The organism is Corynebacterium sp. UMB10321 (assembly GCF_030228725.1).
GTDB lineage: Bacteria > Actinomycetota > Actinomycetes > Mycobacteriales > Mycobacteriaceae > Corynebacterium > Corynebacterium pseudogenitalium.
Genome location: NZ_JASOZC010000005.1, coordinates 12,224 through 32,861, shown reverse-complemented (window position 1 = coordinate 32,861; position 20,638 = coordinate 12,224). Strand labels below are relative to the sequence as shown.

Sequence of the window (20,638 nt, the reverse complement as noted above, 5' to 3'; positions counted from 1 at the left end):
CGATGCGCATGATCCGCCTCGTATTGTATCGCATGATTGAATTGCGCGTGCTTCATTCGCGCTAAAGTGGTGCCCATGCTTTCAACGATGCAGGAAGTGCCGTTTTCCGTCGGTCGCATTTTGGAGTATGGGCGCACCGCTCACGCCTCGACGAAGTGTACGACGTGGGGGCCCACGGGCGCCGAAGAGTGCACGTTTGCGGACATTGGCGCGCGGGCCAGCGCTTTTGCCAACGCTGCGGAAAACTTGCTGGGCATTGACGGGGACCAGCGCGTGGCTACGTTCATGTTTAACTGCTCCGAGCATATTGAGGTGATGTTTGGTACCGCCGCGAAAGGCGCCGTCTTCACCCCACTGAATATTCAGTTGATGCCGGATCAGATTGCCTATGTGGTGAACCATTCAGAGGCGAAGGTCATTGTGGCTGATCCGCGGCTAGCTGAAAAGCTTGGCCGAGTGATGGAGATGTGCCCGCTGGTTGAGCACATTGTCTTTATTGGCGCTCTGCTCAGCGACGACGTCCTTGGGTTGTCGTTCGGAGCTGCCAAGGTGCATAGCTACGAGCAGCTTCTCGACGGCCAAGCAACACGGTACTCGTGGCCGGAACTGCCAGAAAACACTGCAGCCGCACTGGTGTATTCGACAGCAACGACTGGCGCGCCAAAAGGCGTGGCGTATTCGCACCGCTCTCTTTGGCTCGAGGCGATGACGCTTCGCTCAACGGATTCACTAGCGATTACGCACGGCGAGTCTTTCCTGTGCTGCATCCCCATCTATCACGTGTTGAGCTGGGGCGTACCGTTCGCAGCGTACGTCACCGGCGCACCGATGGTACTACCAGGTGCCGACGTTTCCGCACCGACGCTTGCAACGATTATTGCCTCGACGCACCCACGCGTAGCGCACGGCGTACCGACGCTGTGGATCCAGCTAATGGTGCACTATCTGCATACGCCGCCTGAGCGCATGAGTTTGCAGGAGATCTTCGTCGGAGGCTCTCCTGCCCCGCCTGCACTGATCAAGGTGTGGGAGGAACGCTACGGTGTCGACGTCGTCCACGTGTGGGGCATGACGGAAACGTCTACTGTCGGCACGGTGGCACGCCCGCCATCAGGCGCTTCAGGCGAAGCTCGCCAGGCGTATCGTGTGTCCCAGGGACGGTTTGTGCCATGGCTGGAATACCGCGTGGTCAACGATGGAGAGGTGATGGCATCAACTGACCTTTCACAAGGCGAGATGCAGGTGCGAGGAAATTTGGTTGCCAACGGCTACTACCACTCGCCAACCCAAGAAAAGGGCGAGTTGGCCTCGACGTTCCGGGGCAAAGAGATTAATGACGCCCGCCACCACTTCACTGAAGACGGCTGGCTGCGCACTGGTGATGTCGGAACAGTCACCGCCGATGGCTACATGACGTTGTACGACCGTGCACGCGACGTTATCCGATCTGGTGGCGAATGGATCTATTCCGCGCAGGTGGAAAACCTCATCATGGAAGCCGAAGATGTCATCGAGTGCGCTGTGATCGGCTTCCCCGACCGCCAGTGGGGCGAGCGCCCACTGGCTATTACCGTGCTTTTGGACGATATCCCGCGCACCGCGGAAACAGCGGAGCGGCTGCGAAAGAACCTCGCCGATGTGTTACCAACATGGATGGCACCTGAGTATTGGACGTTCGTCGATGTGATCGACAAGACTTCGGTGGGCAAGTTTGACAAGAAGGACCTAAGGAAACACCTCGCCAAGGGCGACTATGAGATTATCGCGCTGCCTGGCCCGGGTAACCGCGGAAGGAAGGCACAAACACCCGAGCAATAAATACGGGTTTTTCACTGCTAATTCTTGACCTGGCGTATTTCGTACTTATTATTGACAGCACTATGCCCATTCACCTTCCTCTTGCATCGCCGTTAGCGTCCCGCGCAGCTTCCGACGGTCCACTCGCACCAAACGCCAGCTTGGACCCAGGTGAGCAGCCCGCCCCGCGCACGCTCGACGATCGTTTTGGGCGTACGGCACGAGACCTCCGGGTCAGCCTTACCGACCGCTGCAACCTGCGCTGCACGTACTGCATGCCTGCAGAGGGCCTTGAATGGATGCCAACTGAAGAGGCACTCACCGACGAGGAGACGATCCGGCTGATCCGCCTGGCTGTGGAGCACCTCGGCATCCGCCAGGTGCGTTTCACAGGGGGCGAGCCACTCCTGCGGCGCTCGTTGGAACGCATCATCAGTGAGACGAAGACCATGCGCACCGACGAGGGCGTCGCACCCTCAACTGCGGTCACCACGAATGCCCTGGGCCTTGCGCGCCGGGCGCAGGGGCTTGCCGACGCCGGCCTCGACAGAGTGAATGTGTCGCTCGATACCACGGATCGGGGGCTCTACGCACAGCTCACCCGCAGAGACCGCATTGACGACGTGTTTGCGGGCATCGACGCCGCAGTGGAAGTAGGCCTTCAGCCGGTGAAGGTCAACGCGGTAGTGATGCCGGGCATCAACGAAGACGGTGTCACAGACCTAGTGCGCTTTGCGCTGGAACGCGGGCTGCAGCTGCGCTTTATCGAACAAATGCCGCTGGGCCCACGCGAGCAGTGGAAGCGCACCGACATGGTGACGGCGCATGATTTGGTTGAGCGTCTCCGCCACGATTTCACGCTTGCACCTGCCGTCGAGCCACGGGGTTCTGCACCCGCTGCCCTATGGGATGTCACAGACGGTACTCGCAGCGGCAAGCTTGGGATTATCGCGTCTGTGACACACCCTTTCTGTGGCGCCTGCGACCGAACCCGCCTCACGACTGACGGCTCCATCCGGTCCTGCCTGTTCTCGAAAGCGGCCGACGAGGTCTCGCTCCGCGACGTCATGCGTGGGGGTGCCTCCGACGCTGAGCTCGCGGACCTCTGGTCGAAAGCCATGTGGCTGAAGAAGCCCGGACACGGCATTGATGACGAGGGCTTCCTGCAGCCGGAGCGCCTCATGAGCGAAATCGGTGGTTAAGAACTAATGAACACTCTCCCTTCTGTCAACGAACATTTGGCCCGTGTCCTGGCTGCGGCGCGGCCCCGTATTAAGCGCGATGTCCCATTAGGTGACTGCGTAGGCCAAGTACTCGCAGCCGACGTCGTGGCACGGTTCCCAGTGCCACCTTTTTCAAACTCCGCGGTCGACGGCTTCGTAGCCCACGAGTCGGATCTATTCGGTGACGGGCCGTGGGTACTGCCTGTAGCTGGTGAGATCCCGGCCGGACATGACGCAATCGATTGTCCAGCTGGCCACGCAGTCCGAATCATGACTGGCGCACCGATGCCGCAACAGGACGGTCTTCATGTCGTCCCCGTCGAGCAGACGAATATCCCTCGAGGTCCTTATCCTCTCCCTGACGAGGTCCAGATTACTTCTGTTGACCTTGGCCGTTCCCACATCCGACATGCTGGTGAGAATGTCGGCGTCGGTGAAGTCGTTGCGCGAGAGGGAACACGGATTGATGCTGGCACACTCGCCGCACTTGTCGCCACTGGTGTCCGCACTGTGGACGTTTTCGAACGCCCGACCGTCGCAGTCGTCTCTACTGGCGACGAGCTCGTTGCCTGGCCCGGCGACATTCGCGGCGCGCAAATTCCCGATTCAAACCTGCCAATGGTGGCGACGCTTCTGCGCGAAAGCGGCTACGCCAAGGTATTCACGATGCACGCTGATGACGATACGCAATCGACCGAGGTCTTACTCCAGCAGGCCGCGCAGCAGGCAGACATCGTGGTCACTACCGGCGGAGTCAGCGCTGGAGCGTACGACGTAGTCCGCACTGTCACAGCCTCCTCACCAGATATGTGGTTCGGCCATGTCGCCCAGCGCCCGGGAAGTCCGCAGGGCGTTGGACGTTGGTCTGAAGCTGCATTTATTTGCCTGCCCGGAAATCCAGTTGCGGCGTTCGTCTCGTGCGCGCTGTACGCGATCCCGTTACTGCGCGCGAGTGCCGGGGACCACACGCGTTGCAGCATGGACGAGCGAACAATGGTGGAAGCGGACGTCGATACGCACTTCCCCGCCCCGCGTGCTGATCGTCATGTATTCGTACCTGTGCGCCTGCACACCGAACACGGTGCTGTCCGCGCTGAAGCCTTTGCCGGCGGACATGGCGGCTCCGGATTCGTGGCTTCCCTACCTGCAGTGGACGGAATCGCGGTCCTTGCCCCTGGAACCGACGCCCCCACTCGCATCCCAGTGATGCTGTTTTAAAGAAAGAAAGACTCAACATGAAATTTACCCATCTCAATGCTGTTGGCCAGGCCTACATGGTTGACGTTACGGAGAAGCAGCCAACCGTTCGGAATGCAACCGCGCAAGGTGAAGTCGCTTGCTCGCCTGAGGTGATGAAGGCACTGCGTGAAGGCACCGTGCCGAAAGGCGACGTGTTAGCCGTTGCACGCGTCGCAGGCATTTCGGCTGCGAAGCGCGTGCCGGACTTGCTGCCACTCGCCCACACGATTGGCGTACACGGTTGCGCGGTAGACGTGGAGTTGCGCGAAGACCACGTTTTCATCGAGGCCACCGTTCGCACGGCGGACCGCACCGGTGTCGAGATGGAGGCGCTGACCGCTGTCAGCGTTGCGGCACTTGCCATCGTGGACATGGTCAAGGGTGTCGACCGTTCGGCATATGTGCGCCGGATGGGGATCGTGGCCAAGTCTGGTGGCCGCTCTGGCGACTGGTCGCGCGAGCTTCCCGAGACATAGCGTGCGAGGCGTGCGAAGCGTGCAACACAAGTGGGAGGATGTTGGCGTCATTGTGCTCGCTGGGGGACGCTCGACACGAATGGGCGCCGATAAGGCCCAGGTGAAAGTGAATGGCACCCGCCTCGTTGATGCGGTCTGTTCCCTCATCCCGGATGGGGTGCCGCGCATCGTTGTGAGCCCACAGCCGCTCGGAGTGCCCACAGTGAGTGAGGATCCGCCATTCGGGGGTCCCGTCGCGGGGATTGCTGCGGGACTCTCACGTATCGACGCCCCCTTCGTCGCCGTCGTCTCCGTCGACGCACCGCGCTCTCCTGAACTGACCCCGGTACTTGCGAGGCCCGTCCACGGCGGCGCGGACGTGGCGGTCGTCGAAGCTGCTGATGGCTACCTGCAACCGCTATGTGCGGTGTGGAACCGTGCCTCTTTGATGGCGGCGCTCGATACTGTCGGCACGCGCGACATTCCCGCGAAGCGCCTCTTCGACGCGGTGAAATCCGTAGTCCGCGTCCAGGGCACAGGCGCTGAGCGCGACTACGATACGCGCGAGGAACTTGACTCGCTCGGGAACGTGGAGTTCCCTTCTACCGAATAGCTCCTGCTTAGCGAACCCATTCTGTCAGGCTCGGCCAAAGCACGAGGATCACACCAAGGGTGTCGCTCACACCACCCCGTGAACTCGGGGTATTGACGATGAGGCTCGCGCCGGGTTCACGCGACGTAAGTCCAATCACGCCCCGACACAGCCCAGCACGTGGGGAGTGTTCCAGCCCCGCGATGAGTACTTGCGTTTCGATGCCGTGGAGCCGTGTACTGATGAACTCCTCGGTGACTTCGGGGGTGAGATTGCGTGGTCCGAGTCCCGTACCGCCACAGGTGAGAATGAGTGAATTTCCACCTTCCACCGCTTGTGCCATTGCATTCCGGAGCGCTTCATCACCTTCTGGAATGATGACGGGTTGTGCGACCTGAAATCCAGCTTCAGTGAGCAACCGGGTGGCTGCGGGGGATGCTTTGTCTTTTCGCTCACCCCCGAAAACCCGGTCCGAAACGACGATAACGACCGCTGTGGGGGCCGTAGTTGTTTCCATGAAGTGTTCCTTCCCTGCACAAACACCAGCATCTGTACAAATCACCGAATTACGACACACATATGTTGCGTAATAATACACGGCTTTTCTCGTGGATAAGTTGATAGTAGCAGTTCACTGCCACTATCCTTAATAGTAGTTTCGGGTATTTCTAACATTTTTATCCACCCGGACCACATAGACCTTTATCGTATTTTTGAAGAGGATTTCACCCCATGTCCAAGCTCGACACCTCCCAACGGGTACTCACCGGTTGGGACACTGAAGATCCAGAAAAGTGGGACGCCGGAATCGCATGGCGCACACTTTGGATCACCACAATTTCGATGTTCTTCGGGTTCGTCACCTGGTACATCGTTGCGGCGGTCGCGCCGCGCCTCAATGAGATCGGGTTCGACCTCACTGCTGCACAGCTTTACTGGCTGACTGCAGTCCCAGGACTGGCGGCTGGTATCTTCCGCCTGATTTGGATGTTCTTGCCACCAGTTCTTGGTACCCGAAAGCTCATTACGCTTTCGACAGCACTCTTCCTCATCCCACTGGTCGGCTGGTATTTTGCGGTCCAGAGTCCTGAGACTTCATTCGCGACGCTCATGATCCTGTCCTTTATGACAGGTATCGGCAGCGGTATCTTCTCAGGCTTTATGCCGTCGACGGGGTACTTCTTCCCGAAGGCAAAGTCCGGTACGGCGCTCGGCCTCCAGGCAGGCCTGGGCAACCTCGGCATGTCGTTCGTACTGTTGCTGGCGCCTTGGCTCATCGGCATCACGATGATCGGCACGATCGAGGCTTCGGATGGTTCAGGTACCGCGATCAACGTGCATAACGTTCCGGCCTTCTTCGTCCCTTGGGTCATCATCATGGTCATCGTGTCCTGGCTGATGCTGAAGGACGTTCCGGTGAAGGCAAACTTCCGCCAGCAGATCGATATTTTCGGAAACAAGAATACTTGGATCCTCACCATCATTTACGTGATGACGTTCGGCGCCGTCTCCGGATTCGGCGCTCAGCTCGCGCTCTTGATGAAGAACTCCTTCGGCGACAACGCGACGAAGCTGCTCGGTTGGGCATTCATGTACGCCCTGCTCGGGGCCCTGGTTCGCGCACTGTGGGGCCCACTGTGCGACAAGTACGGCGGCGCAATCTGGACGTTCGTCGCTGGTGTTGGCATGACGGTCACCACTGCAATTGCCGCAATTTTCCTTGCCCGTGGTGGTGACGCCGCGGCACCGTTCTTTTACACCATGCTGGCCATGTCTGTCTTCGCTGGCATCGGCAACGCTGGCACATTCAAGCAGATGCCAATGATTCTGCCGAAGCGCCAGGCAGGCGGTGTTATCGGGTTCAGCGGCGCGATCGGAGCATTCGGACCGTTCATCGTTGGTGTGCTGCTCACGCTGATGAGCGCACCAACGTTCTTCTGGGGCTGCGTAGTCTACTTCACCTTCGCTACGGCACTCGCATGGATCTACTACGCCCGCCCGAACGCACCGTTCCCTGGCTAACAGCCATTTCATTCACGACCCCGTTTTCTCACTTTCATTCAAGGAGATTGTGAACCATGACTGATGCGACACAGTCCAACCCGCTGTTTAAACTTGGTGGGTTCGTTCGCAAAGGCGACGTCACGCCTTCCGGCCAGCAAATTTTCCTCGAAGGTGGCCGCCAAGCCGACGTGTTCTACCGCAACCGTTGGTCCTTCGACAAGATGGTGCGCTCCACACACGGTGTGAACTGCACCGGTTCCTGTTCCTGGAAGGTCTACGTCAAAGATGGCGTCATCACCTGGGAATCCCAGGCCGTTGACTACCCCACCACTGGCCCTGACTTCCCAGAGTACGAACCTCGAGGGTGCCCACGTGGCGCATCCTTTTCCTGGTACACCTACTCGCCTACGCGCATCCGCTACCCGTACGTGCGCAGCGCATTGCTGGAGATGTACCGCCACGAAAAGAAGCAGCACGACGGCGACCCGGTACTCGCCTGGCGTGCGATCCAGGAAGACCCAGTCAAGCGTCGCGCCTACGTCGGTGCCCGCGGCAAGGGTGGCCTGGTGCGCGTTGCTTACGAAGAAGCCGTCGAGATCGCCGCTGCAGCACACGTTTACACCATCAAGCAGTGGGGCCCGGACCGCATTGCAGGTTTCACGGTGATTCCTGCGATGAGCCAGGTCTCGTACTCTGCTGGTACCCGTTTCTTGGGGCTGATCGGTGGCGCGATGCTGTCCTTCTACGACTGGTATGCGGACCTTCCCCCTGCCTCCCCGCAGACATTCGGCGATCAGACTGACGTGCCAGAGTCCGGTGACTGGTTCAACTCTTCTTACCTGATGATGTGGGGCTCGAACATCCCGGTGACCCGCACCCCGGACTCCCACTTCATGACCGAGGTGCGCTACAAGGGCACCAAGATCGTCGTGGTCTCCCCGGACTACAACGATGCCGCGAAGTTCGCCGACGAGTGGATGCGCATGTCGCCCGGTACCGACGGCGCACTCGCCTTCGCAATGGGCCACGTCATTTTGAGCAAGTTCCACGTAGCGCAGCAGCCGCAGTACTTCATGGACTACATGCTCAAGTACACGGATGCACCGTTCCTGGTGGAGCTCGATCAGCTCGAGGACGGCACGTTCGCTCCCGGAAAGTTCCTTACTGCAGACAAGCTTGAGGACGCCACCCTGGCCAATAGCGATAACGCCCAGTACCGCCTGCTCAACATTGAAGCCGACGGCACCGTTGTCGACCCTGGCGGTACCATCGCAGACCACTACAAGACCGATCCCGGTAAGTGGAATCTCCGCCATGACAACGCCAACCCTGTGATGTCGATGGCGGACACCGACTCCTACGGCACCGCCGAAGTGTGCTTCCCACGCTTCGATATGGACGCTTCTCGCGAGGCTTTGGACTCGGACGGCCCGATCGGCGCTGGTGTCTACCGCCGCGGTGTCCCAGTCCGCGAGGTCGGAGGCCGCACCGTTACCACCGTGTACGACATCATGCTGGCACACTACGGCGTGAACCGTCCGTCGCTGCAGCTGCCAGGCTCCTGGCCGGCTGACTTTAACGACGCCTCCGAGGTCGGCACGCCAGCATGGGCAGAAGAGCTGTCCAATGTTCCTGTTGCGCAGATCGAACGAATCGCCACCGAGTTTGCACAAAACGCGTTGGACTCGAAGGGCCGTTCCCAAATCATCATGGGCGCGGGCGTGAACCACTACGTCCACGCGGACTCTATCTACCGCACTTTCCTTGCGCTGACTTCCATGTGTGGCACCCAGGGTGTCAACGGCGGCGGTTGGGCGCACTACGTGGGCCAGGAGAAGCTGCGTCCTCAGTCGGGTTGGAGCCAGTACGCGTTCGCGAATGACTGGAACCGTCCACCACGGCACATGATCACCACCGGTTTCTACTACCTGACTACGTCCCAGTGGCGTTACGACAACTCGAAGGCCTCAAGGATGGCCTCGCCGCTGGCACGTAAGGGCGCGTCGGAAGATAAGTACCTGTCGGAGACACTGGTCGAGGCCATGAAACGTGGTTGGATGCCGTCGTACCCGCAGTTCAACCGCAACCCACTGCTGCTTGCTGAACAGGCGAAGGAAGCGGGCATGGATGTGAAGGACTACGTCGTCGACCAGTTGGAGTCGGGCCAGATGGAGTTCGCTGCGGAGGATCCGGATGCTCCGGAGAACTGGCCTCGTATTCTGCTGAACTGGCGTACGAACCTGATGGGTTCTTCGGCGAAGGGTACCGAGTACTTCCTGCGCCACATGTTGGGGGTTGATTCGGATGTCTCCGCGGAGGAGCTGGCCGAGGGTGAGCGCCCGAAGTCGATTCGCTGGCGCGAAGAAGCACCGATGGGCAAGCTCGATCTGATGATGACTACGGACTTCCGTAACACCTCCACCACCCTGGTATCTGACATCGTCTTCCCTGCGGCTACGTGGTATGAGAAGAACGACTTGTCCACGACGGATATGCACCCGTTCATCCACACCTTTAACGCTGCCATCAACCCGCCGTGGGAGGCTCGAAGCGACTGGGAGATCTTCCGCGATATGTCCGACGCTGTTTCCCGCATGGCCGGCAAGTGGCTGGGAGTGCAGACGGACGTCGTCACCGCGCCTATCTCCCACGACGCACCGGATGAGATCAACCCGAACATGGCGAACGGCGTGGTGCCCGATGTCAAGGAAGTCGGCATGGTTCCGGGCCAAACGATGGCAAAGCTGGTTCCAGTTGAGCGTGATTACACCAAGATCTTCGAGAAGTGGATGTCTTTCGGCCCACTGACCGAGAAGGCTGGCACGAACGTACACGGCACGCCGTTTAACGTCGAAAAGCAGGTTGGTGAGCTCTTCGGTATGAACGGTGTCGCTGAGACTGCTTCAGCAGGCGACCGCCCAGCGTTGAACTCTGCGGTGAAGGCCGCGCAGGCGATCCTGCACCTGTCCGGTGTATCCAACGGCGAAGTCGCACGCAACGGCTTCGAAAACCTGGGCAAGATGCTCGGCTCGGACACGAGCGAGTTCTGGGAAGGCACCGAGGACGCCCAGATCGTGTGGGACAAGGTCAAGGAACGCCCGCAAGAGGTCATCACCTCGCCGGAGTGGTCCGGTGACAAGCGCGATGGACGTCGCTACACCGCATTCTCCTTGAACTTGGCAATGGACAAGCCATGGAACACGCTTTCCGGTCGTATGCACTACTTCATTGACCACGACTGGTTCATCGACTACGGCGAGCAACTCCCGGTGTTCAAGCCACCGCTGGACCGCATGCGTCTCAACGGCGAGACCGGCCCGGGCGAGATTCTCAAGGGCGAGGACGGCAATCCAGAGATCACGGTGCGCTACCTCACCCCGCACAATAAGTGGTCGATTCACTCGCAATACTTCGACAACCTGCATGTCCTGTCCATCTCCCGCGGTGGCCAGGTCGTCTGGATGTCGGACACGGACGCGCAGAAGATCGGCGTCAAGGACAACGAGTGGGTGGAGCTCTACAACCGCAACGGTGTTGTCTCAGCCCGTGCTGTGGTCACGCACCGTATTCCTGAAGGAACGGTCATTATGAACCACGCGCAGGAACGCACCGTGGGCACACCACTGAACGAGCGTTCCGGCCGACGTGGCGGCACGCACAACTCGCTGACACGCATCACCATTAAGCCACTGCATGTGGCTGGTGGCTACGGTCACTTGACCTACGGATTCAACTACATTGGCCCAACCGGCAACAACCGCGACGAGGTTACCCGCATCCGTCGTCGCTCCCAGGAGGTGCAGTACTAATGCGAGTTATGGCGCAAATTGCCATGGTCATGAACTTGGACAAGTGCATCGGATGCCATACGTGTTCGGTGACCTGTAAGCAGGCATGGACCAACCGTGAAGGCACGGAGTACATCTGGTTCAACAACGTTGAAACCCGTCCCGGCGTGGGCTACCCACGCTCGTGGGAGGACCAGGACAAGTGGAAGGGCGGCTGGAAGCTTGACGGCAGCGGCAAGCTCAAGCCACGTCAGGGTGGGCGCATCAAGCGCCTGGCTACCATCTTCCACAACCCGAACATGCCGACGATCGAGGACTACTACGAGCCGTGGACCTATGAGTACGAGAAGCTCATTAGCGCCCCGGCTGGGCAGAAGACGCAGCCGACTGCGCGTCCGAAGTCGCAGATCACCGGCAAGCCAATCGACACAATCTCCTGGTCTTCGAACTGGGATGACAACCTTGGTGGCTCGACTGCGACCATGGACGAGGACCGCGTCCTGGAGAAGATGAACCTGGAGGTCAAGAAGGAAATTGAAGAGTCCTTCATGTTCTACCTTCCGCGCATCTGCGAGCACTGCCTGAACCCAACGTGTGTGTCTTCCTGCCCGTCGGGCGCGATGTACAAGCGCACGGAGGACGGCATCGTCCTGGTCGACCAGGACAGCTGCCGTGGCTGGCGCATGTGCGTCTCGGGCTGCCCTTACAAGAAGGTGTACTTCAACCACAAGACAGGCAAGGCCGAAAAGTGTACGTTGTGCTACCCGCGTATTGAGGTTGGCCAGCCGACGGTGTGCTCGGAAACCTGCGTGGGCCGCCTGCGCTACCTTGGTGTGCTGCTCTACGACGCGGACCGTGTTGCCGAAGCGGCGTCGACACCCGATGAGAAGGATCTGTTTGAGGCGCAGAAGTCGCTCTTCCTCGACCCCCGCGACCCTGAGGTCGTCCGGGCTGCGACCGAAGAGGGCATCCCTCACTCTTGGATCGAGGCTGCGCAGAACTCCCCGATCTACGATCTGATCTTCACGTACGGTGTGGCGCTGCCGCTACACCCAGAGTTCCGCACACTGCCGATGGTGTGGTACATCCCGTCGCTGTCGCCGATCGTCGATCAGGTGACCAAGACTGGCGCTGACGGCGAAGACCACAAGGTACTGCTCAGCGCGATCTCCAACATGCGTATCCCACTCGAGTACCAGGCTGGCCTGTTCACTGCAGGTGACACCGTCCCAGTCGAGCTTTCGCTGCGTAGGCTCGCCGCGATGCGTTCCTACATGCGCGACATCAACCTAGGCCAGCCGACGAACGAGGCGATTGCGAGCGCAGTCGGTATGACTGGCAAAGACCTGGAAGCGATGTATCGCCTGCTGGCGATCGCCAAGTACGACGACCGCTATGTCATCCCGACCACCTCGCCGGAGACCCCGCGTGGTGTTTCCTCGCTGGATCCGTTTGGTGGCGTCGATCCTGCCAGTGGCGACCTGATGGCCAACCTGGGCATGGGTGCGCCGAGCGCCTGCCACGAAGAGGCCGACAACGCGCAGCCTGGCAAGGTGTCCCTCATGTCGTGGACCGGCGACCGTCCTGACGCGATGTTCCCTACCGCGTTGAAGACTCGCGAGCCGAAGACTGCAAGCGAGAACTACCGCCCTGCTGCTCCGGAAGCATCGACTCCAACGCCGAACCCGGTCGAGGAAGGACCGAGTGCTGACGGCAACGTCGCGCGACGCGAGGGTGAGCAGTAATGAGCACCCGAACCCAAATCGGGGTTGTACCCGAGGAACTAGTGGCACCAGTGGCGTGTGATACGCAGCAGCGTCAGATCGCAGCGATGGCGCTCAGCCTCACGTTGCGGTACCCAGAAGAGGAGTTCTTCTCCACGTTGGAGACCGTCGAGGAACAGCTCGGGCTGCTTCCAGGCCCTATTGCTGCGGAAATCGCGGAGTTCATCGGCAGGGCACGTAGCCTCGGACTTCTGCCACTCCAGGAGCACTACGTCGAGACCTTCGACCAGCGGCGTCGCTGCGCGCTGCACCTCTCCTACTACTCGGTTGGTGATACCCGCCAGCGCGGTGCCGCGATCTTGGCGTTTCGTCAACAGTTGGAAGGTCTAGGGATGGAAGAGATCTCGGAGGAGCTGCCGGACCACCTTTGCGTCGTCCTGGAAGCGCTTGCGTTCGCTGACTCCGACTCCCAACAGCACGCGTTAGAGATGATTGCCGCGCACCGAGACGGCCTCGAGGTGCTGCGTCACGCTCTGGTCGGACTGGGTAGCCCGTACGCTCACTTGCTCACGGCTGTGTGCATGTTGCTGCCCAGCATCGACGAGGAAACTATCGCTCGCTACATCAACCTGATTCGCCAGGGCCCTCCTGCGGAGATGGTCGGTATTGAAACTACTCCCCTGCCGTTTCCAACGGCATCTCCCAACCACAGTTAAAGGACTGAACTCACTATGACTGGTATTGAAGAATTCCTGTGGGTGGCCTTTCCCTGGTTGGCCATCGCTGCGTTTGTCATCGGCATTATCTGGCGCTGGCGCTATGACCAGATGGGCTGGACTACCCACTCGTCACAGATTTACGAATCGAAGTTGCTGCGGCTCTCCTCGCCACTGTTCCACTGGGGCATGGTCTTCGTGGTCATTGGCCACCTCATGGGTCTAGCGATTCCGAAGACTTGGACCCGAGGCATGGGTATCAGCGACCATGCCTACCACCTCATCGCAACGATTCCTGGCACGATTGCGGGTATCGCCGTGGTGTTGGGGTTGCTTGGCTTGCTCTACCGTCGTGTGGTCAACCGTTCGGTGTTCTTATCGACGGCCACCTCCGACAAGTTCATGTATGTGTTCCTGACAATCGCAATCTGCTCCGGCTTTATCGCGACCGTCTCGACGCAGGTCTTCGGTGTGCCCGGCGGCTACGATTACCGCGAAACGATTTCACCGTGGCTGCGCCAGCTGCTGATTTTCAACCCAATGCCGGACCTGATGGTGCAGGCTCCGTGGCAGTTTAAGGTCCACGTGCTTGCTGGCTTCACCTTGATCGCCTGCTGGCCGTTTACCCGACTTGTCCACGCGTTCTCGGCTCCGGTCGGCTACTCCACTAGGCCGTACGTGGTCTACCGCTCGCGCGGTGAAGAGGTCCAGGGCCGCCGCTCTGAGGCCCAGTGGGAGCCGATCCGCTCGAACGGACGTCAATTGAAGCGCTAGTGCTTCAACCCGCTCGCCAGTGCTGCCCCCGGAGCTCTTCTTCCGGGGGCATTCTTCGTGTCTACCCCTTTTTTAAGATAATTTATATTCATATTCAAACCACTACTCGAAGGAGTTCTCATGCGCTCTACTCGCCTTGCCACATTGTTCGTGGCTGCCCTGGCCGCGACCGGTCTGACCGCCTGCGCCGGTGGCACCGATTCCGAAAGCGCCGCCTCAAAAGCACCGACCGCTGAGGCACCCAGCGACCTCATCGTGATGGGCGCGGCTTCCACGCGCGTACTCAACGAGGACCTTTCGGAAATGTCGGAGAACAACCTCGAGTTCGTCAACGCCGGCTCCTCTGACCTGGTGCAGCAACTGAAGGAGGGCGCACCTGGTGACGTGTTGATCACAGCTGACCAGAAGAACATGGACAAGGCTGTCGAAGCGGGCGTCGCAAAAGACCCGAAGGTAGTGGCGACGAACTCGATGGTGCTCGTGGTGCCGAAGGGCAACCCAGCGGACATCAAGAGTGTCGAAGACGTACAGAAGGACGGCGTGAACTTGGTCGTCTGTGACGCCCAGGTTCCTTGCGGCTCCGTGACCAACGAGCTCGTGACGGCGAACAACCTCACCATCAATCCGGTGTCCCTGGAACACAGCGTGTCTGACACCTTGGGCAAGGTTGTCTCGGGCGAGGCTGACGCAGGCTTTGTGTACCGCACCGATGCTGCTGCCGCTGGCGATGCTGTGGAGGTCCTCGATATCCCTCACGCTGACGAGAAGCCGAACTCCCTCGTCGCCGCTGTAACCACCAACACCACCGACGAGGCTGCCGCGCAGAATCTCTTCGAACTGCTTGCAAGCCCAGAAATGGCCGTGGTGTGGGAGAAGTACGGCTTCACCCCTGCTGCGCAACAGTAACCACCGGGTAGAGTCCGTATTCATGCAGCAATCAACGCTTCGCCAGGCCCCACGCCAGACACCAATGTTGGTGTGGGGCCTGGCGCTTCTTGCACTCGCCGCCATTGTGCTGCCGATCCTGGCGCTTGGTGCACGTGTGCCATGGGACCAGCTCGGTGAGATCCTTGCCTCCGCATCGACACAGCAGTTGCTCCGCGTCACGCTGCGCTCCGCTGTCCTGGCGTGCGTCATCACACTCCTGCTGGGCACACCGCTTGCGCTATGGATGCAACACTTGCGACGAGGTGCAGGCCTTGCGCGAGTACTCGTGCTACTTCCGCTAGCGATGCCGCCGGTCGTCGGTGGTTTAGCGCTCAGCGCGTTTCTCGGACGCCGAGGCTTGGCTGCGCCGCTGTTGGACGCGCTGCATATTCAGTTCGCGTTCGCGTTTCCGGGTGTCGTCGCTGCACATGTGTTCATTGCGCTGCCGTTCGTTGTCATCACACTTGACGCGGCGCTGCGGCAACTCGATCCGGAGATTACATACTCGGCCGCGGGCGTGGGGCTGAGCCCCTCGACGATTACTCGCAAGATAATCCTGCCTGCAATCGCGCCCTCACTCGTCTCTGCGGGCGGGCTGGCGTTTGCGCGCTCGCTCGGCGAGTTCGGCACCACGTTGACCTTCGCCGGCTCTATGCCTGGCACAACGCGCACCATGCCGTTGGGCATCTATATTGCCCGCGAAGTAGATCAGGACGTCGCGTATGGGCTATCAGCCATCCTCATCGCACTGGCGGTGCTCACACTTGCCGCATCGACGCTACCGACGGTCTTCCTCTCGCGTACGCGCTCCCGTGAAGTCGCTCGCGCCACCCACGAGGTGGACACGGAACGGCTGCGCCTACTGACAAGCCCCGAGGACGGGGGCGTACCCGTCGTCATCGGTGAAACAACGTTCCCTGCGAACGCCACGACGGCGCTCATTGGCTTGAACGGCTCGGGGAAGACCACTCTGGTCGGCAGGATTGCAGGGCGCCTCGGCGGTTTGCGCACCTTGATCGGCGACCGCGTGGTTGATGCGGGCACGTCGTCGAGCAAGCTTGTCCCGGCGCACAAACGCGGAGTTGTGTTGCTTACCCAGAACCCCGGTCTGCCACCTACGTCGACCCCACTGAAGGCTGTCGCGATGGTCACTGGCAGCAAACAGCGCGCACTTGAGCTGCTGACCTCAGCGGGGCTGCGCGACCTTGTCGACGTCCCCGTCCGCGCCCTCTCTGGCGGTCAAGCATCGCAGGTGTCGCTAGTACGAGCGCTCGCCCCGCGCCCCCGCGTGCTAATTCTTGACGAGCCACTCGCTGCGATCGACGTGAACTCTGCGCATCACTGGCGCCAGGTACTGCGGGCTACGGCGCACGACCGCACCACGATCGTGATTACGCACAACCCATTGGACGTGGCCAACCTTGCGGAATACGTTGCGGTAATGGACCGAGGCAACGTCATCAGCCTGCGGCCGACGGCCGAGGAGCTCAAAGTTCCGGCGACGCAGTTTTCTGCACGGCTCGCTGGCGTGAACTGGTTGCCCGCTAGCGTGAACTGGATTCCAGCGCACATGGTGGGTGCCGCGCACCAAGGTTCCGTTGCGTGCGTGGCAACCACAGTCGGTGAGCTCACCGGTGTCGCCTCAGAGCAGTGCGAACAGCATGAGCATGCCGTCGTAGTCTTCGCACCGCAGGACGTCTCGCTACACGTCCCAGCCGGAGCAGCGCCGGGAGATTACAACTCACTGGAGGCCACCGTGGCCACAGTCGATGTCAGTACCTCGGGTGGCCTCACTGTGGAGCTCGACGTCCACGGTGCGGTTGTGGCGCTCCCGGTCCAGCGTCAGGAGGCACTCGATGCGGGCATTGAGCCCGGCGCATCTGTAACGTGCTACGTCAAAACGGATGACATCGCCATCTACCCAAAGCCGACGGATTAGCCCCCGGCGAACGGTGGCAACACATCAACGCGCTCAGCGGACTCGAGCGAGTCAGTCTGCTGGGCACGTTTTCCGTCGATCAGGAAGGTGCAGCGCGCCAGGATGTCTGCGAGCGTTTGGCCTGCGTCGGTGGTGCCGTTGTGGCGCGAAGCGGCGTCGGTAAGCAGTTCCTGCAGTGTGGCAAAGTTCCCAACTTCTTCCTGTGCGACGCCGGTGGCCGCGCGTGCGGCGGCAAAGTAGTGAATTTGCATGTCGTCCATGGTAGCGAACTGGTGGTGGCGCGTAGAGTAGGCGCCATGACACGAACTACTGAGGAGCACCTGAGTGCGGTGCGCGAGGCCGTCGGCCCTCGGCTTTCGGAGCGCATCAGCGTCGTTGAAGCTGGCAAGCAGCAGCGTGTGCTCGCGGCCGATGTTGTTGCCGTGCGCGAGCAACCGACCTTCGATAACTCGCAAATGGACGGGTACGCGTTGACGCAGGTGAAAGCGCACACGGCGACGATCGGCCCGACGATTGCCGCAGGCGCTGACCCCGACGAACTGTATCCAGAAGGCCTGCAGGGCGTTGTGGCGCCGATCATGACCGGCGCGAAGCTTCCTCGTGGCACGGTAGCAGTCGTCCCAGTTGAGCGTTGCACCCCGCCGACGTTCGGGGCAACTGGTGAACCTGTCAAGATCCCTGAGGTCAAGCGTGGTCAGTTCATGCGCCTTGCGGGCAGCGATATCCAGCCCGGGGCTTGCATTGCGCATCGCGGTGATGGAGTGACACCGGCGCTTGTTGGCGCCGCGATCAGCCAGGGAATCGAGACCGTTGAGGTCGAGCGCACTGCGCGCATCTTAGTGATCACGGGTGGCGCTGAGGTCTCCCCGAGCGACCAGGCCACAGGCCCCGCGACAATTCCGGACTCGAACGGTCCGATGCTTGAGGCGCTAGCCGCGCGCCATGGCATCGAGGTTGTAGCGCGCCTACTGACCAACGACGATCCTGAGGCACTCGAGCGAGAGGTCGCAGCAGCAATCGAGGAGCACCAACCCGATGCGATTGTGACTTCGGGTGGGATTAGCCACGGCAAGTTCGAGGTCATCCGTCAGGTGTTTACGGATGGCTGGTACGGACATGTCGCTCAACAGCCCGGCGGGCCACAAGGCATCTCTGCGTTTCACGGTGTGCCTGTACTGAGCCTGCCAGGCAACCCGATCTCCACCATCGTGTCATTCGTCCTCTACGTCGCACCAGTGTTGGGTCGCGCGCCAGCTCCTGTACGCGTAGCTATAGATACAGATGTCGTTGGAATCGCCGACAAGGATCAGTTCCTGCGTGGTGAAATTCGAGAGGGCCTTGCGCATCCGTACCACGGTATAAGCTCGCACCTGCTTACCCAGGGTGCCACCGCGACCTGCCTGATCCGCATTCCCGCCGCGGCTACGGTTCCCGCGGGTACACCAGTCATGGTCTATCCGCTGTAGATTGTGCCTATGAATACCAATCAACGCACGGCACGGGTTATCGTGGCTTCTACGCGAGCAGCCGCTGGTGTCTACGAGGACAAGTCAGGTCCGATCGCGGTCAGGTTCCTGCGGGAAGCGGGGTTCGACACCCCAGACGCCACCATCGTGGCCGATGCCGACCTTTCGGATGCGGTCCAGGAGGCACTCGGCGCTTCCCCGTCGGTACTGCTGACCTCGGGCGGAACCGGCATTACACCGGATGACCAAACGGTTGATATTGTGGAGCCTCTGTTGGACCGGCAGCTGCCAGGTATCGTGCACGCGTTCTGGGCCTATGGTCAGCAGCAAGTCGCGACGGCAGTGCTGTCGCGTGCTGTCGCCGGAGTGGCGGGCCGCACGTTTGTCATGACACTGCCAGGTTCACGCGGCGGGGTGAAGGACGGGTGTGCCGTACTCGCTCCCCTGCTCGACCACATCACTGCACTCATAGAAGGATCACATGAGCACTAGTTCACAACCAGCCTCTACTTCGGACCCACAGTTCGTCGCCGAGCAGGTCAATACCGTCATCGACGCACGCATTACCGAAACGCCGCTTGAGCAGTTCGCTGCGGATGCGGCCACGGCTACAATGACGCGCTCCATGGGTGCGCTCGTCCGCTTTGAGGGCGTTGTCCGCGACCATGACGGCGGGCAGGCAGTGCGTTCGCTGACGTACGAATCGCACCCCAGCGCCCAAGACGAGCTCCGCGCGATTGTCGAAGACATCGCCCAACAACACCCGGTGCGAATCTGGGCCGCCCACCGAGTCGGCTCCGTGCCGATCGGCGAGATGGCGTTCCTGGTCCTCGTGGCCAGTGCGCACCGCGCCGAGGCATTCGCCGCCTGTGAAGAGGTCACCAACAGAGTGAAATCACAGGTCCCAATATGGAAAGAGCAGTCCATGGCGGACGGCGCAACGCAGTGGGTTGGTATCGATGACGCTCGATGAGCGCTACCTACGGCAAACCACACTCATCGGTGAGAGGAAGCAGCAACAACTTTTCGACGCCCACGTCGTTGTTCTTGGCGCCGGAGGCTTGGGGGCTCCGACCTTGCTGTACTTAGCCGGTGCTGGCGTCGGCACGATCACTGTCATCGACGACGACCGGGTGGATCTGTCCAACCTGCACCGGCAGGTCATCCATACCACCGCTGCCATCGGTACCGCAAAGACGGCGTCGGCAAAGGCACAGATGTTGGCGTTGAACCCGGATATCAACGTCCGCACTGTATCCGACCGCCTCACGTGGGATAACGCACTGCAGCTGCTCAGTGACGCTGACATCATCGTCGACGGCACTGACAACTTCCAGACTCGCCACATCGCATCGCACGCGGCCGCGCGCTTGGGCGTGCCGCACGTGTGGGGGTCAATCCTCGGGTTTGAAGCACAGCTCACGGTGTTTTGGGCAGGCCACGGGCCAATCTACGAGGACCTCTTCCCCGCTCCACCAGCACCAGGCAGCGTGCCCTCTTGTTCCCAGGCAGGCGTGGTCGGTCCACTTGTAGGCGTTGTCGGGTCCGCGATGGCAATGGAAACCATCAAGCTCATCACCGGACTCGGTTCGCCACTAATTGGCCAGATTGGCTACTTCGACTCACTCACAGGTATGTGGGAGTACATGCCGCTTGCCGCAGACCCAGAGGTCACTGAGCGCGTGCGTACGAGCGCACCTCCACAAGGACCGGCGGAAGTCACCACCATTCCGGAAGGCGCCACGATTCTCGACGTCCGCGAGCCCGAAGAGTTCGCTGACTTCCACCTTGACGGCGCCATCAACGTGCCGCTCGGCACCATTATCGATGGCTACACACCGCCAGAAGCGCAGCCCGGCACCATTGTGGTGTGCGCCCGAGGGGCGCGCTCAGCGCAAGCTGTTGCAGCGCTCGATGCGCGCGGCGTGACCGGCACAGCGAGCCTGCGCGGGGGCGTCGAACAGTTCCGCCCCCTTTCAGGCCTGTAACAGCCA

General features: G+C 60.7%; 17 protein-coding genes and 1 pseudogene. 16 read left to right on the top strand and 2 right to left on the bottom strand.

Annotation, left to right across the window (positions count from 1 at the left end):
* Nucleotides 1-75: 75 nt before the first annotated feature.
* From QP752_RS06230 to QP752_RS06210, 5 genes are all read left to right on the top strand, one after another.
* Nucleotides 76-1,818, top strand: a complete 1,743-nt coding sequence (locus tag QP752_RS06230) for a long-chain fatty-acid--CoA ligase (RefSeq protein ID WP_070479523.1) — start codon at nucleotides 76-78, stop codon at nucleotides 1,816-1,818.
* Between the two features lie 62 nt (nucleotides 1,819-1,880).
* Nucleotides 1,881-2,999 carry a GTP 3',8-cyclase MoaA gene (moaA, locus tag QP752_RS06225; protein ID WP_284804934.1) on the top strand — a complete coding sequence of 373 codons (1,119 nt, stop codon included), beginning with the start codon at nucleotides 1,881-1,883 and terminating at the stop codon, nucleotides 2,997-2,999.
* Between the two features lie 6 nt (nucleotides 3,000-3,005).
* Nucleotides 3,006-4,238, top strand: coding sequence for a molybdopterin molybdotransferase MoeA (locus tag QP752_RS06220; protein ID WP_284804932.1), 1,233 nt, complete (start codon nucleotides 3,006-3,008; stop codon nucleotides 4,236-4,238).
* A 17-nt stretch (nucleotides 4,239-4,255) separates the two neighbouring features.
* Entirely contained in the window at nucleotides 4,256-4,735 is a 480-nt protein-coding gene (gene moaC / locus QP752_RS06215) for a cyclic pyranopterin monophosphate synthase MoaC (RefSeq protein ID WP_284804929.1), read from the top strand.
* A 10-nt stretch (nucleotides 4,736-4,745) separates the two neighbouring features.
* Nucleotides 4,746-5,327 (top strand): molybdenum cofactor guanylyltransferase, encoded by a 582-nt coding sequence (locus tag QP752_RS06210; protein WP_284804928.1) that lies wholly within the window; start codon nucleotides 4,746-4,748, stop codon nucleotides 5,325-5,327.
* A gap of 7 nt (nucleotides 5,328-5,334) precedes the next feature.
* Here QP752_RS06210 and QP752_RS06205 read toward each other — a convergent pair whose 3' ends face one another.
* Nucleotides 5,335-5,823 carry a molybdopterin-binding protein gene (locus tag QP752_RS06205; RefSeq protein WP_284804927.1) on the bottom strand — a complete coding sequence of 163 codons (489 nt, stop codon included), beginning with the start codon at nucleotides 5,821-5,823 and terminating at the stop codon, nucleotides 5,335-5,337.
* A gap of 215 nt (nucleotides 5,824-6,038) precedes the next feature.
* Between QP752_RS06205 and QP752_RS06200 the strand changes: the two genes are divergently transcribed.
* The 7 genes and pseudogenes from QP752_RS06200 to QP752_RS06170 all read left to right on the top strand — a co-directional run bounded on the left by QP752_RS06200 (nucleotide 6,039) and on the right by QP752_RS06170 (nucleotide 17,178).
* Nucleotides 6,039-7,328, top strand: a complete 1,290-nt coding sequence (locus QP752_RS06200; RefSeq protein ID WP_070479515.1) for an MFS transporter — start codon at nucleotides 6,039-6,041, stop codon at nucleotides 7,326-7,328.
* 56 nt (nucleotides 7,329-7,384) lie between these two features.
* On the top strand, nucleotides 7,385-11,119 hold the full coding sequence (locus tag QP752_RS06195) for a nitrate reductase subunit alpha (protein WP_284804925.1): 3,735 nt from the start codon (nucleotides 7,385-7,387) through the stop codon (nucleotides 11,117-11,119).
* Nucleotides 11,119-12,699, top strand: a pseudogene (narH, locus tag QP752_RS06190) (nitrate reductase subunit beta); the annotation flags it as partial. The gene QP752_RS06195 and the pseudogene narH, both read left to right, overlap by 1 nt.
* 143 nt (nucleotides 12,700-12,842) lie before the next feature.
* Complete coding sequence (gene narJ / locus QP752_RS06185) at nucleotides 12,843-13,538, top strand: nitrate reductase molybdenum cofactor assembly chaperone (protein ID WP_070479512.1); 696 nt, start codon at nucleotides 12,843-12,845, stop codon at nucleotides 13,536-13,538.
* A 15-nt stretch (nucleotides 13,539-13,553) separates the two neighbouring features.
* Nucleotides 13,554-14,312, top strand: a complete 759-nt coding sequence (gene narI, locus QP752_RS06180; RefSeq protein WP_070362631.1) for a respiratory nitrate reductase subunit gamma — start codon at nucleotides 13,554-13,556, stop codon at nucleotides 14,310-14,312.
* A 120-nt stretch (nucleotides 14,313-14,432) separates the two neighbouring features.
* Nucleotides 14,433-15,218 carry a molybdate ABC transporter substrate-binding protein gene (gene modA / locus QP752_RS06175; RefSeq protein ID WP_070362632.1) on the top strand — a complete coding sequence of 262 codons (786 nt, stop codon included), beginning with the start codon at nucleotides 14,433-14,435 and terminating at the stop codon, nucleotides 15,216-15,218.
* A 22-nt stretch (nucleotides 15,219-15,240) separates the two neighbouring features.
* Complete coding sequence (locus tag QP752_RS06170) at nucleotides 15,241-17,178, top strand: ATP-binding cassette domain-containing protein (protein WP_070479511.1); 1,938 nt, start codon at nucleotides 15,241-15,243, stop codon at nucleotides 17,176-17,178.
* Here QP752_RS06170 and QP752_RS06165 read toward each other — a convergent pair.
* The gene (locus QP752_RS06165; RefSeq protein ID WP_070479545.1) at nucleotides 17,175-17,429 is read right to left on the bottom strand and encodes a MoaD/ThiS family protein; all 255 of its coding nucleotides are present in this window, start codon (nucleotides 17,427-17,429) and stop codon (nucleotides 17,175-17,177) included. The genes QP752_RS06170 and QP752_RS06165 overlap by 4 nt on opposite strands.
* 45 nt (nucleotides 17,430-17,474) lie before the next feature.
* On the opposite strand from QP752_RS06165, the gene QP752_RS06160 reads away from it, so the two are divergent.
* Genes QP752_RS06160 through QP752_RS06145 form a run of 4 tightly spaced genes read left to right on the top strand, consistent with a single transcriptional unit; the run spans nucleotide 17,475 to nucleotide 20,632 of the window.
* On the top strand, nucleotides 17,475-18,644 hold the full coding sequence (locus QP752_RS06160; RefSeq protein ID WP_070479509.1) for a molybdopterin molybdotransferase MoeA: 1,170 nt from the start codon (nucleotides 17,475-17,477) through the stop codon (nucleotides 18,642-18,644).
* Nucleotides 18,645-18,653: 9 nt separating this feature from the next.
* Nucleotides 18,654-19,136, top strand: coding sequence for a MogA/MoaB family molybdenum cofactor biosynthesis protein (locus tag QP752_RS06155; protein WP_070479507.1), 483 nt, complete (start codon nucleotides 18,654-18,656; stop codon nucleotides 19,134-19,136).
* On the top strand, nucleotides 19,126-19,617 hold the full coding sequence (locus QP752_RS06150; RefSeq protein WP_070479506.1) for a molybdenum cofactor biosynthesis protein MoaE: 492 nt from the start codon (nucleotides 19,126-19,128) through the stop codon (nucleotides 19,615-19,617). The genes QP752_RS06155 and QP752_RS06150 overlap by 11 nt, the downstream gene beginning before the upstream one ends.
* Nucleotides 19,604-20,632 (top strand): ThiF family adenylyltransferase, encoded by a 1,029-nt coding sequence (locus QP752_RS06145; RefSeq protein WP_070479504.1) that lies wholly within the window; start codon nucleotides 19,604-19,606, stop codon nucleotides 20,630-20,632. The genes QP752_RS06150 and QP752_RS06145 overlap by 14 nt, the downstream gene beginning before the upstream one ends.
* The last annotated feature ends 6 nt before the right edge of the window (nucleotides 20,633-20,638 follow it).